Source organism: Blautia massiliensis (ex Liu et al. 2021), from assembly GCF_052064225.1.
Lineage (GTDB): Bacteria > Bacillota > Clostridia > Lachnospirales > Lachnospiraceae > Blautia_A > Blautia_A fusiformis.
This window is the reverse complement of sequence record NZ_JBQHWA010000056.1, coordinates 1-11,622: the sequence shown is the minus strand read 5'-3', so window position 1 is coordinate 11,622 and position 11,622 is coordinate 1. Positions and strand designations below refer to the sequence as shown.

At 39.7% G+C, this 11,622-nt stretch carries 16 protein-coding genes and 1 pseudogene; 16 read left to right on the top strand and 1 reads right to left on the bottom strand.

Annotated features, from left to right (window positions below; translation table 11 throughout):
• Positions 1-98 precede the first annotated feature (98 nt).
• The 5 genes from ACTNDQ_RS14880 (at position 99) to ACTNDQ_RS14860 (ending at position 3,209) form a co-directional block, all read left to right on the top strand.
• Positions 99-284 carry a DNA-binding protein gene (locus ACTNDQ_RS14880; protein ID WP_441064950.1) on the top strand — a complete coding sequence of 62 codons (186 nt, stop codon included), beginning with the start codon at positions 99-101 and terminating at the stop codon, positions 282-284.
• Between the two features lie 2 nt (positions 285-286).
• A complete protein-coding gene (locus tag ACTNDQ_RS14875) occupies positions 287-1,402 on the top strand; it encodes a site-specific integrase (RefSeq protein WP_055261453.1) in 1,116 nt (371 codons plus the stop codon).
• A complete protein-coding gene (locus tag ACTNDQ_RS14870) occupies positions 1,392-1,712 on the top strand; it encodes a plasmid mobilization protein (RefSeq protein WP_022092899.1) in 321 nt (106 codons plus the stop codon). Before ACTNDQ_RS14875 ends, ACTNDQ_RS14870 begins: the two co-directional genes overlap by 11 nt.
• A gap of 124 nt (positions 1,713-1,836) precedes the next feature.
• Positions 1,837-2,904: an AAA family ATPase gene (locus ACTNDQ_RS14865; RefSeq protein WP_022092900.1), complete on the top strand. Its 1,068-nt coding sequence runs from the start codon at positions 1,837-1,839 to the stop codon at positions 2,902-2,904.
• 71 nt (positions 2,905-2,975) lie between these two features.
• Positions 2,976-3,209 (top strand): complexin-2, encoded by a 234-nt coding sequence (locus ACTNDQ_RS14860; protein ID WP_427786934.1) that lies wholly within the window; start codon positions 2,976-2,978, stop codon positions 3,207-3,209.
• Between the two features lie 291 nt (positions 3,210-3,500).
• On the opposite strand, the gene ACTNDQ_RS14855 is transcribed toward ACTNDQ_RS14860, so the two are convergent.
• Positions 3,501-4,799: an IS4 family transposase gene (locus ACTNDQ_RS14855; protein WP_004074345.1), complete on the bottom strand. Its 1,299-nt coding sequence runs from the start codon at positions 4,797-4,799 to the stop codon at positions 3,501-3,503.
• A gap of 165 nt (positions 4,800-4,964) precedes the next feature.
• On the opposite strand from ACTNDQ_RS14855, the gene ACTNDQ_RS14850 reads away from it, so the two are divergent.
• The 11 genes and pseudogenes from ACTNDQ_RS14850 to ACTNDQ_RS14800 all read left to right on the top strand — a co-directional run.
• Positions 4,965-5,192 (top strand): DUF5348 domain-containing protein, encoded by a 228-nt coding sequence (locus ACTNDQ_RS14850; RefSeq protein WP_022092901.1) that lies wholly within the window; start codon positions 4,965-4,967, stop codon positions 5,190-5,192.
• Between the two features lie 291 nt (positions 5,193-5,483).
• On the top strand, positions 5,484-6,899 hold the full coding sequence (locus ACTNDQ_RS14845; RefSeq protein ID WP_305144651.1) for a plasmid recombination protein: 1,416 nt from the start codon (positions 5,484-5,486) through the stop codon (positions 6,897-6,899).
• 4 nt (positions 6,900-6,903) lie between these two features.
• A complete protein-coding gene (locus tag ACTNDQ_RS14840; protein WP_055261448.1) occupies positions 6,904-7,278 on the top strand; it encodes a TnpV protein in 375 nt (124 codons plus the stop codon).
• A gap of 253 nt (positions 7,279-7,531) precedes the next feature.
• Positions 7,532-8,194, top strand: a complete 663-nt coding sequence (locus ACTNDQ_RS14835) for a phosphatase PAP2 family protein (protein ID WP_055261446.1) — start codon at positions 7,532-7,534, stop codon at positions 8,192-8,194.
• Between the two features lie 21 nt (positions 8,195-8,215).
• The gene (locus ACTNDQ_RS14830; RefSeq protein WP_055261444.1) at positions 8,216-8,830 is read left to right on the top strand and encodes a helix-turn-helix domain-containing protein; all 615 of its coding nucleotides are present in this window, start codon (positions 8,216-8,218) and stop codon (positions 8,828-8,830) included.
• Positions 8,831-8,985: 155 nt separating this feature from the next.
• Entirely contained in the window at positions 8,986-9,234 is a 249-nt protein-coding gene (locus ACTNDQ_RS14825) for a type II toxin-antitoxin system prevent-host-death family antitoxin (protein WP_055262131.1), read from the top strand.
• 1 nt (position 9,235) lies between these two features.
• A complete protein-coding gene (locus ACTNDQ_RS14820) occupies positions 9,236-9,535 on the top strand; it encodes a type II toxin-antitoxin system RelE/ParE family toxin (protein WP_055262129.1) in 300 nt (99 codons plus the stop codon).
• 570 nt (positions 9,536-10,105) lie between these two features.
• On the top strand, positions 10,106-10,333 hold the full coding sequence (locus tag ACTNDQ_RS14815; RefSeq protein ID WP_008705329.1) for a hypothetical protein: 228 nt from the start codon (positions 10,106-10,108) through the stop codon (positions 10,331-10,333).
• Complete coding sequence (locus ACTNDQ_RS14810) at positions 10,326-10,544, top strand: hypothetical protein (RefSeq protein WP_008393122.1); 219 nt, start codon at positions 10,326-10,328, stop codon at positions 10,542-10,544. Before ACTNDQ_RS14815 ends, ACTNDQ_RS14810 begins: the two co-directional genes overlap by 8 nt.
• The gene (locus ACTNDQ_RS14805) at positions 10,541-10,738 is read left to right on the top strand and encodes a hypothetical protein (protein WP_024853999.1); all 198 of its coding nucleotides are present in this window, start codon (positions 10,541-10,543) and stop codon (positions 10,736-10,738) included. Before ACTNDQ_RS14810 ends, ACTNDQ_RS14805 begins: the two co-directional genes overlap by 4 nt.
• A gap of 2 nt (positions 10,739-10,740) precedes the next feature.
• Positions 10,741-11,532, top strand: a pseudogene (locus ACTNDQ_RS14800) (Arm DNA-binding domain-containing protein); the annotation flags it as partial.
• Positions 11,533-11,622: the final 90 nt, after the last annotated feature.

Below are 11,622 nucleotides of genomic sequence, written 5' to 3'. Positions count from 1 at the left end.
AGGGACTGCGATGGCATAAATTGCTATTTTGTTAGCTGAAATATTGAATTTTTAAGGTGCGAAGCCCATTTGGGGTATGGGAAGTCTTAGTGAGTAAAATGTTTATGAATGTAAAAGAGGTCATGGAAGTTCTGGAAGTATCGGAATCCTACGCTTATAAGCTGATGAAAAGGCTGAACAGGGAATTACAGGCGATGGGATGCCAGACAATTGCAGGAAAAGTTGACCGGAAGTATTTTTACGAACAGTTCTACGGAACGAGATCAAACGATGGGAGGAATTAAGAATGGCAATTTACAAGACTGAAAGCAATAACACATGGTACGTTATGGTACGGTATCAGGACTGGACCGGCGAACGTAAGCAGAAATGCAAAAGAGGATTTGCAACAAAAAGAGAAGCTGCACAGTGGGAGCAGCAGTTCATACTCCAGAAGAAAGCCAGTATGGATATGGAACTGGAGAGCTTCTGCAAATTATATGAGGAAGATGTGAGACCAAGGCTGAAAAAGAGTACCTGGCTTACAAAGGAAAATATTATCAAGTCCAAGATTTTACCCTATCTGGGAAAAAGAAAGGTGTCAGAAATCACCGCAAAGGATGTTTTGGACTGGCATAATGAGCTTCGCAAATTGACAAGCAGGAAAGGAAAACCTTTATCCCCTACTTATCTGAAAACAATCCATGGACAGTTGAGTACGATTTTCAACCATGCGATCAAGTTTTATGATCTTAGCATGAATCCGGCAAGGAAAGCTGGCACAATCGGCTCAGAAGAAAGCAAGGAAATGCTCTTCTGGACAAAGGCAGAGTATAAACAGTTTTCAGAAGAAATGATGGATAAACCACTTTCCTACTATGCGTTCCAGTTATTGTACTGGTGCGGAATCAGATCCGGGGAGCTTTTGGCTTTAACTCCTGCGGATTTCGATTTCCAGAAGAGAACGTTGCGGATCAACAAATCCTATCAGCGTTTAAAGGGAGAAGATGTGATCAGCACTCCGAAAACAAAGAACAGTGTCCGTACTGTAACTATGCCAAAGTTCTTATGTGACGAAATGCAGGATTGTTTGAAGTTATATTACAGCCTGCAGCCGGATGACCGTATTTTCCCTGTAACTAAGTATTATCTGAACCATGAAATGGAAAGAGGATGCAAAGCAAGCGGTGTGAAAAAAATCCGGGTGCATGATCTCAGACACAGCCATGTCTCTTTGCTGATTAACATGGGCTATACAGCACTGGCAATCGGAAAAAGGGTTGGTCATTCAGCAGAAAAGATCACTTACCGATATGCGCATCTGTTCCCGTCCGTACAGCAGGATATGGCAGACCAGTTGGATGCAGAAAACATGAATGAAGAACCAAATGATAGGGAAGGAGGACTTGCGTATGTCAGCTAAATGTTTGGATAGACAGGGGCGTTGGAGAAATAAAACGGTAGCTTTTCGGGTATCACCGGAGGAGGATGAACTTCTGGAAACAGCGGTTAAATTGTCCGGTCTGACTAAACAGGATTATATTATCCGAAGATTGCAGGAAAAAGAGGTTGTAGTGACAGGAAATCCGAGAGTGTATAAGGCGTTGAAAAATGAACTGGCAAAGGTTCTGAATGAACTGAAACGTTTGAAAAAGGGTGATGATGTGCCGGAGGATTTACTGGAAGTAATCCGGCTGATCACAGTGACGATGGATGGCATGAAGGAAGAATAGAAAATGCCTTTAAGTGTCGGCAAACACCTAAAGGCAGAGATTTGGTAGAATACTCACCAAAAACTTTCTACGAGTATTCTATCAAAATCTCCACTTCCTTTCAACGGGAAAATAAGGAGGAACGATGGAAACGAACAGAGTAGAGACAAAGAAAACAGAAATAAAAAGGACGGAGTCGGATCTGAAGCTGATAAATATGGAATCAGTGGAAGTAGAGCAGATTGAATGGCTGTTCTATCCGTTTATTCCTTTTGGAAAAGTAACGATTATTCAGGGAGATCCGGGAGAAGGAAAGACTACGATGGTACTTCAGATTATTGCGAAGTTGACCAAAGGCGAAAAAATTCTTCCAGAGCAACAACAGGCAACAGACGAGAAGGATAGAGCAGAAAAGAACGTTGACTCTGATGCGAATCCAGTGGAAAGCCCGATAGAACCTGTGAATGTTATTTATCAGACTGCAGAAGATGGATTGGGCGATACTATCAAGCCTCGACTTCTTGCAGCTGGTGCAGATTGTTCCAGAGTGATGGTAATTGATGATAACGATCGGGCATTGACCATGATGGATGCCAGATTGGAAGAAGCTATCATACAGACAAAAGCCCGTCTGGTAGTTTTAGATCCAATACAGGGATTTCTTGGAGCAGAGGTGGATATGCACCGGGCAAATGAAATCCGTCCGTTAATGAAGCGTGTGGCAGTGCTTGCAGAGAAATACCACTGTGCAATCATTCTGATCGGGCATATGAACAAAAACAGTAACGGAAAATCTTCTTACCGTGGATTGGGTTCGATTGATTTTCAGGCGGCAGCCAGAAGTGTGCTGATTGTTGGGCGGATTAAAGATGAACCGGAAATCCGTGTGGTATGCCATGTGAAAAGTTCCCTTGCACCGGAAGGGAAATCAATTGCATTCCGATTAGATAAGGATACTGGATTCGAGTGGATCGGGGAATACGACATTAGTGCGGATGATCTGCTCAGTGGTGACAGCAGAGGTCAGAAAAGCCGGAAGGCAAAGGAGTTTCTGTTGGAAATATTGGCTGATGGTGGCATGGCACAGAAAAAGATTGAAGAAGAAGCGGAAAAACGAGGAATTAAGAAGAAAACCCTACGGAACGCAAAACTGGAACTGGAGATTGATTCGGTGAAACGTGGAAATCAATGGTTCTGGATGCTTCCAGAATAAAAGGAAGATGGCAAGATGACTATTTCTTAAGAACAGGGCATCTTGCCACCTTGAAAGGAGACAACATGGAAATAAAAAATGTACAGATACCATTTGCCTTGTTTAGACAGCTGGTTTCCTATCATTTGATGGAAGATCAAAGCTGTTCGGAGGAAATTTGCAAAGGGCTTATGGAGAAAGTGGAGCGTATGGCAAACCGGCAGTTATATACACAGTCGAAAACTGCTCCGACAGAGGAAGAACGGGAAAAGTCCCGTCAGGAATATCTGGACAGGCGGGGAATACCGGAAAGCTTTCGATGGTAACAGTTCTTGTTGTCTGTCCTATGACAGGAGCGTGTCACGCACCTGTAGATAGCAGACAAGGAGAAAGCTGGTAAGATGCAAGACGGAAGGTTGTGGATAAAACGACAGTGCGTTGGTGGTTTGATGGCTGTGAAGGATGCCCTGAAACGGTAATGTCATTAACTTAAGAAAATTTCGATTATTGTAATAAGTGTTCAGATTAGCTTTCTTGAAAAATCACAAGATTTACGCATAACAAATAAACAAACCAAAAGTCTGCTTTTTGCCAGCTATATTCATTTGAATAATTTTTTATCCTATACGGTATGCGAAACTAACCCATCGTTTCTTTATTACTCGACGCTGATATTGTCGGTGTGGTCTTTGGGGCGATAGTTCTTTCTTAATCAGACCTTCAACATCTATCGTTACAAATGTCTGGCGCAGATAATGCCTGCATATTTGAATTGCCATTGTGTAGTTTAATTGGTATGTGTACTTACGGTTTCTTTCTTCCAGTATGATATTTGCTGAAATAATTTCACAAAAATTATACAGGATCAGTTTTGCGTAAATTTCCTGACAGATATATTCCACATTTTTAGAGTGAAGATTTGTCAGGCCAATCGTATATTTCAGCTCACGGAAAGAAGTTTCGATTCCCCATCGCATATGATAAAGTTCCTTGATCTTTTCAGGTGGGAATTCTTCTTTATCCAGGTTGCTGGCTATACATTCATAAACTCCATTTTCCAGCTGAAACTGTGTGAGTCTGAGATGAAGTGTATAAAACAAATTCTCAGAATCAAGAAAGTCAAATGGCGATGAATTTGAGAGATATTTATAACCTTTCGTTTTATAAAACTTTTGTTTACGGGTCATAATCAGTTCGATTTCTTCGTCAAATTCACAGGATACCGGCAAAGAAAGGCTTCCAGAAATGCTGCCTTTTTTCGAGGTATCTTTAATCCGGATTAGATAAAAGAGACCACGTTCCTGAATATTTGCAAAAATGTTATAAGTTTCGTATCCACGATCTGCCATAATGATAGTCTTCTGATTTGCAGTCAGCTTTTTAATCATTTCAATCATGGCAGAGGATTCATTTTCTTCATAAGGCTCCTGAATCAGAGCATCGACATATCGCCTGCTTTGGAGGTCATACAAGGCATTAAGATGCAGTTGATTAAAACCAAAAGTTCCTTCTTTACCAGCAAAATACGTGTGTGGATTTAGTGGATCACGAAATATATTCAAGTCAGAACCATCACAGGCAAGTAACTGGTAGCCTTGGTATTTTTTGTTACATAATATCTGCTCATGAAATTTATGAAATAAATATTCCATGGTATCTGGTTTCAATTTGTTCCTTTGTTTTATGAAACCAGAACGGGTTATTTGATTCAGATCATAATTAAAATATTTGTGTAATTCTGAGTTAAGTGAACCACCTTCCATAGTAAGTAGAAAGTTTATTGTCGAGGTAAAGTTCATCTTTCGATTTCTGGTAAAATCATGCCCAGGATTTTTGACGTAATCTTCTATCTGACTGGACATGCTGGAAATGGCAGCGTTGAGTTTGTTGCGGACATAATCAGCGTAAAAGTTCATTAGCAATTCCTCCTAAAATGTATTCATTCAAGGAGGCTTCGCCACATTTTTTCTGACATTTGTCAAGACTTTGTTCTGTTTTATTTTATAAATTTTCTTAAGTTAATGACATTACCTGAAACGGGGCTCCCTATGGAAAACGATAAATGAAGGGAGAGTGACACAATGAGAGAAGGAAGATTAGGTTATAACAGCAATAACGGAAGATACGGTTTATTATCATCAGATTTATGGATTGACACAGGATTTCACTGCGGAGAAGGGCTGGAAGTGCTGGTTGACGATCAGTGGGTCAAGACCAGAATGGAAATGAATCCGGCAAGGGAATGGTATCTGGTGGGGACACCATACTGCGGAGATTTGGAATATGTCCGGGCGAGAATAACGGGATAAGTCAGTCATACAAGTAACGCAGGAGTAAACCGACCAACGGGAGGAATAGGTCTTCGCTCCGATTCGGTCGGTGCATAACAGACGTCCCCGGACGTCTTGCCCCCGGCAGGGCGCAAGGGGACTTTTGATGGACGGTACGGCTGTCGAAAGTGCTTTTGCGTTACTTTTGACAAAAGTAACAAAACCGCCGTATCCGGCGAAGAGTTCTTTTTATCGCCATAACTGGCGAAGATACAAATTTATGTGCCATGTCTGGCACTGGTTTCAGAAGGGGAGGTGAGAAGCATGACCATGAAAAGAACAATTAGCGGTATGATCGGAGCTGGTTCTCTGGCTCATAACAGAAGGGATTTCATAGCAGAAAATGTAGATCCGGACAGAGTACACTTGAATATTTGTTACCAGAATGAAAATCTGAAAGATGTTTATAAAGAGTTGTTTGATGATTCTGTGGAGCGATACAATGTGGGGAAAAGAAAAGACCGTCAGATTACAAATTATTATGAAAAAATCCGGCAGGGAAAACAGGAAAAACTATTCCATGAGGTCATTTTCCAGATTGGAAATTGTGAAGACATGGCTGTAGGGACAGTAGAAGGAGAACTGGCAGTGAAGGTGTTGAATGAATATATGCAGGATTTTCAGAAAAGGAATCCAACTCTCCGGGTATTTTGCTGTTATCTTCATCAGGATGAAGCTACACCACATCTGCATATTGATTTTGTTCCCTATGTGACTGGTTGGAAAGGAAAAGGGATGGATATCAGAGTTTCACTGAAGCAGGCATTAAAAAGTTTGGGATTTCAAGGTGGAAATAAACATGACACAGAATTAAATCAGTGGATAAACCACGAAAAAGAAGTGCTGGCAGATATTGCAAAGCAGTATGGGATTGAATGGGAACAGAAAGGTACCCATGAGGAACATCTGGATGTTTATAATTTCAAGAAAAAAGAACGAAAGAAGGAAGTTCAGGCTCTGGAGCAGGAAAAAGAGTATCTGACAGCAGAGAATGAGGGACTGACTGCACAGATTGCAGAATCCAAGGCAGATATTCAGCTTTTGAAAGAAGATAAGGAACAGGCGGTCAGGGATAAAGAAGCTGCAGAAAAGCGGGCAGAGAAAGCAGAAATAGAATTAAAAAGCCTAGAAGAACGTCGGGAGCAGTTACAGCCGATCATAGATAATGTCAGTAAGGAAATAAAAGAATATGGGACGGTTAAAACGCTTCTACCGGAAGCAGGAGCATTGGAACGTGCAGGAACCTATCGGGATAAAAAAGTTAAACCATTATTTATTCAAATGAAGAATAAGATTGCTGCAATGGCTGCCCAGGTAAAAGAACTTACGAAAGAAGTGGAGAAATGGAAAAATAAATACCAGAAGACAAAACAGGCATATAACAGTGTTCAGAAAGAGTTGGATGATATGCGTAAAGACAATCAGAAATTATTAGAAGAAAAGAATATGTTGCAAAGTGTTTCTGATAGATATGATCGTGTTGTGCGTGTCATGGGAATAGACACTGTGGAGGCTGCGGTACTGCAGGATATTCATAATCAGAAAGCACTGGAAGAAAAACGACGGATGGAACAAATGCCAAAAGGAAGCATTTACGAAAGATTAGCATGGGGTGCGAAAAAGAGCGAGATGGAGAATCAGCAGCGTAAGAAAAATAAAACAAAGAACAGAGGAATGGAGATATAAGTGCATGAAAAAACACATTTATGATGAAAAGAACGGATTAAGCTATACCTTGCATGGAGATTACTATTTGCCGGGTCTGGTGCTGAATGAGGAAGAACCGACATATGGGAAATATGGAATGTTGCGGAAACAATATCTGAAAGAGTATAGACCAGCAAGATATCAGTGCCTGTTATTGACTGGAAAGCTGACTGAACATCTGAATCAGATTGATCGGGATGCAAGAGAGCAGGTCGAAATGTTAATGAAGCAGATGGCAGAAGAACAGAGTGTGACAGAAACATTGAAGATACGGGATCAGATGAAGTGGGTCGGGTTGATGAATAATATCAGAACAAGTGCTGAAAAAATTGTACTGAAAGAGATCGTTTATATATAAGTTAAGAGGGCTGCCGAAAGGCGACTCTTTGTAAATGTAAGAGTGGAATTTCAGAATAGAACATGATAGAATGCTAAAAGATAAATCCGGATTTGCAGGGATAGATAATCAGAAGGAAATACTGAAAAAACAAGCATTTACGGGTATGATACGAATCGTATCACGTATGTGACCGAGCGATTCTATCATCATTTTATGTTTTTTGATAAGGTGAATGTGTCGAAAAGACAAACCCATATAGAAAGGACGTAGAATGATGAAAAAGAACGGAATGAAGAATTTACTATTTGGAGGAATATTCATTGCAACTTTTGTATTATGGACAGTTTTGATCCAGATGGTAGATGTGCAGCCTCATGGTCAAAACGGAACGAATATTGGATTTGCAACACTCAATTGCTGGTTTCACCGCTTCACAGGCGTACACATGATGATTTATTCGATTACTGATTGGATGGGGCTGGTGCCTGTCGTAGTATGCCTGATCTTTGCAGGTGTGGGACTAGTTCAGTTGATTAAGAAAAGAAGTCTTTTCAAGGTGGATCCGGATATCATTATTCTGGGTATTTATTATATTGTCGTGATCCTGGCATATATATTTTTTGAGATGATTCCAATCAATTACAGACCTATTTTAATTAACGGAGTAATGGAGGCATCTTATCCATCATCAACTACACTATTGGTATTGTGTGTGATGCCGACTTTGATCGAACAGACTCAGCGCAGGCTGTCAAGCATTGCAGTCAAAAAAGTGATAACGATTGTAACAATCGCTTTTTCGGCATTCATGGTTATTGGCAGATTGATTTCGGGAGTACATTGGCTCACGGATATTGTAGGTGGCGTATTGTTAAGCATTGGATTATTTTCTATTTATCAGGGAGCGGTTATACTGTCAATAAAGAATAAATAAAACGAGCAAGGGGTGGAGGTTTTGGAATTTCATGAAAAACTTCAGGAATTAAGAAAAAGCCGGGGAATGACACAAGAAGAACTGGCTGCGGCATTATTTGTATCTAGAACTGCAATTTCAAAATGGGAATCCGGAAGAGGATATCCGAGCATAGATTCATTAAAGGAAATATCTCGATATTTTTCTGTGTCGATTGATGATCTGTTATCTGGAGAACAGTTGATTTTGATTGCAGAAAAAGAAAACAAATCAAATCTCAATAGTGTATGTGACTTATTATGGGGATTTGTTGACTTGCTTTCTTTGATGCTTATTTTTCTTCCGCTGTATCCCAAGCCGGTCAATGGTTATATCTATTCGGTAAATCTTTTTGAGTATGTAGATAATAATAAATGGATTATTACCATTTATTGGATAATGTTCATCACTTTAACGATTATCGGGATTGTGAAAATATTGATGGTCTATTTCAAATTTGAAAAAGGCAAAAAGGTGATTACTGCATTGTCTATAGGATGCAGTGTTATCGATGTTTTGTTTTTGGCAATGATGAAAGAACCATATGCAATAATAGTTGCTTTTCTGCTATTACTGATCAAAAGTGGTCTCCTTTATAAACAAGCCAAGGCAGGCTGATCAGGTATTGTCCCCTACAACTTCAAGTTTGTCGAATTAAAAAATAGGAATAGTTATAATAGAAAGCTGTAAAAATTCACGTTGAATTTTACAGCTTTTTGTGTATAATATGAGTAGCAGAAACAATATAAAATCAAGGAAGGAGCTGAAAGAATATGGCAAGTATTTTACCAGTATCTGATTTGAGAAATTATAACGAAGTCCTGAAGAACTGCCATAAAGGCGAGCCTGTATATCTTACCAAGAATGGTAGAGGACGTTTTGTGGTTATGGATTTTGAAGATTATGAACGTGATCGTGCGGAAAAGAAGCTTTTAATGAAGCTGCAGGAAGCCGAAGAAGCAGTGAAAGACGGCGAGGGATGGCTGGAGTTAGATGAACTGAAGGCACTTGTGGGGGAATAAGATGTTAAAATTACGGATTAACCCGATTGTTGCAAAGGACCTGAAGAATATCCGGGATTACATCGCTGAAGATAGTGAAGAATATGCCGCAAAGACTATAAAGGAAATTTATGGTAAATTTGAGAATCTCCAGATGTTTCCGGGAATGGGTTCAGACCTTTCAAAGCGAGTCAGCTTTCGGACAGACTATAAATATGCGATATGGGAAGATTATGTGATTATCTACAAGGTAAGCAACGAGTATGTAGAAATTTATCGTGTCATCAATCGGTATCAGGATATTACAAGAATTTTTGATTGATAACAGAAATATGATAACAAATTGATAACACCGTTCAGTACAGTCCGTGGACTAAGGATAGTGGAACACATATAAAACCAGATAGAACCATAACGCCTATACAAAATTGTATAGTGACAAAAACTCATTTGCGAGTTTGAGTAGCTTGAAAAATCGCGGAAAAGCCCATAAATAAAGGCTTTGCGGGGTGTCGAAAAGACCAAATGGAGTGCAAATGGAGTTTAAAAATTATTTTTTTCTCTTGTTTATATTCCAGATTCACCTGCAAATTTCGTGAAATCGGTTATTCTCATAAAATAAAATTAGAGTAAATATGAAGAACAGTTTGTTTTGATTGAAGTGATTTTCGTCAAGGCAGACTGTTTTTTTGTTGCCTGCATTTAGAAAACAGATACCACAGAAAGGTTCTTTACTTTCGATGAGCTTAAACTCCATGACACAGTAATCACACTGATGGAGAATTAAAAAACAAGAAAATTTGATAAATTTCGGAAAATGATGTCCGATTTTGCATCTGCCAGTACAGAGTATATGAAGAGATAAATATTCAAAACACAGGAGGTACTGATTATGCAGAATAAATTATTTTTAAAGGCAGCCGATATATGTGAACTTCTGGAAGTAAAACAGACATCGGCTTATGAAATCATCGGAAATCTGAACAAGGAACTGGAAGAACAGGGCTACCTGACGCTTAGAGGAAAAGTTCCGACAAAGTATTTTGTGAAGCGTTTCTACGGAGTAGAAGATACTTGTGAGATTCCACAGGAAGAGGGAAAGGAATGGTTTCATGCGTAAGAGAAAAATGTATTTATCAGTGGAAGACATTGCAGAACTCTTTGGATTATCAGTTTCGTTTGCTTACCGGGTAGTGGAAAGAATGAATGCCGATCTGGCAAGCAAGAACTATTATGTGATTCTCGGTCGGGTGCCAACCCGCTATGTAGAGGACAAGATCTATGGTCTGGAACATGTTGAGCAGTATTTGAAGGAGGATAAAGCGGTATGAGTATGATGCAGGAAAAAATGTATATGGATGTGGATGATGTGTGTGCAATTCTTGGAGTTTCAAAAACTTATGCATATAGTCTGATGCGAGAATACAACAAAGAATTGAAGGCAAAAGGCTATATTGTAGTAGCTGGAAAAATCTCTACGAAATTCCTGGCAGAAAAGATTTATGGCATGAAAGTCGAGGATTAGCAATGGGGGTTTACAAAGAAGGAAAAAACTGGAAAGTACAGGTCTATTACAAAGACTGGCAGGGAAATCGGAAAAGAAAACAGAAAAGAGGATTCAGGACCAAGGGTGAAGCTAAGGAATGGGAAAGAGATTTCCTGCAACAGCAGAGCCAGGGTGTGGATATTGAATTTGGAAATTTTCTGGAGATTTATTACAAAGATATGGATGTCCGTCTCAGAGAAAACACTATGTACACGAAGCGATATATTATTGACCTGAAAATCAAGCCTTATTTTGAAAAGAAGATTCTCAGTGAAATTACGGTGGCAGACGTCCGTGCATGGCAGAATGAGTTGCTGACGTATAAGGATAAGAATGGAAAAGGATATTCTCCTACTTATCTGAAAACAGTGAACTGCCAGCTGACTGCAATCTTCAATTATGCAATGCGGTATTATAACCTGCAGGATAATCCCTGCAGGAAGGCAGGAGCGATTGGCAAGAGTAAAGGAGAACCGAAGGACTTCTGGATGCAGGAAGAGTTCAATGCTTTTCTGGAAACAGTAAGTGATAAGCCGGAGACAAGAATGGCGTTTCTTTTGTTGTACTGGACCGGAATGCGTATCGGTGAATTGCTTGCACTTACTTATAATGACATCAATCTTGAAGAGAAAACCATATCAATCAATAAATCTTATCAGAGACTGAAAGGAAAGGATATGATCACGCAGCCGAAAACTCCAAAGAGTATCCGTGTGATTACGATGCCGGATTTTCTTGCAGAGGAATTTAGGGAGTATTGCAGTCATTTGTATTAAACTGTACCCCTTGTCAAGGACATTTTGAATTAGTGTAGTGCCTATTTTTTAGACATCTACACAAAACTGATATCCCTGATTTTGGAC

Excerpts from the sequence above, each read along its gene's own strand:
- ACTNDQ_RS14815 (WP_008705329.1), top strand. The coding sequence starts at position 10,106 with ATGCAGAATAAATTATTTTTAAAGGCAGCCGATATATGTGAACTTCTG.
- ACTNDQ_RS14855 (WP_004074345.1), bottom strand. The coding sequence starts at position 4,799 with ATGAACTTTTACGCTGATTATGTCCGCAACAAACTCAACGCTGCCATT.
- ACTNDQ_RS14810 (WP_008393122.1), top strand. The coding sequence starts at position 10,326 with ATGCGTAAGAGAAAAATGTATTTATCAGTGGAAGACATTGCAGAACTC.
- ACTNDQ_RS14880 (WP_441064950.1), top strand. The coding sequence starts at position 99 with ATGTTTATGAATGTAAAAGAGGTCATGGAAGTTCTGGAAGTATCGGAA.
- ACTNDQ_RS14870 (WP_022092899.1), top strand. The coding sequence starts at position 1,392 with ATGTCAGCTAAATGTTTGGATAGACAGGGGCGTTGGAGAAATAAAACG.
- ACTNDQ_RS14840 (WP_055261448.1), top strand. The coding sequence starts at position 6,904 with ATGAAAAAACACATTTATGATGAAAAGAACGGATTAAGCTATACCTTG.
- ACTNDQ_RS14850 (WP_022092901.1), top strand. The coding sequence starts at position 4,965 with ATGAGAGAAGGAAGATTAGGTTATAACAGCAATAACGGAAGATACGGT.
- ACTNDQ_RS14835 (WP_055261446.1), top strand. The coding sequence starts at position 7,532 with ATGATGAAAAAGAACGGAATGAAGAATTTACTATTTGGAGGAATATTC.
- ACTNDQ_RS14865 (WP_022092900.1), top strand. The coding sequence starts at position 1,837 with ATGGAAACGAACAGAGTAGAGACAAAGAAAACAGAAATAAAAAGGACG.
- ACTNDQ_RS14875 (WP_055261453.1), top strand. The coding sequence starts at position 287 with ATGGCAATTTACAAGACTGAAAGCAATAACACATGGTACGTTATGGTA.
- ACTNDQ_RS14845 (WP_305144651.1), top strand. The coding sequence starts at position 5,484 with ATGAAAAGAACAATTAGCGGTATGATCGGAGCTGGTTCTCTGGCTCAT.
- ACTNDQ_RS14820 (WP_055262129.1), top strand. The coding sequence starts at position 9,236 with ATGTTAAAATTACGGATTAACCCGATTGTTGCAAAGGACCTGAAGAAT.
- ACTNDQ_RS14805 (WP_024853999.1), top strand. The coding sequence starts at position 10,541 with ATGAGTATGATGCAGGAAAAAATGTATATGGATGTGGATGATGTGTGT.
- ACTNDQ_RS14825 (WP_055262131.1), top strand. The coding sequence starts at position 8,986 with ATGGCAAGTATTTTACCAGTATCTGATTTGAGAAATTATAACGAAGTC.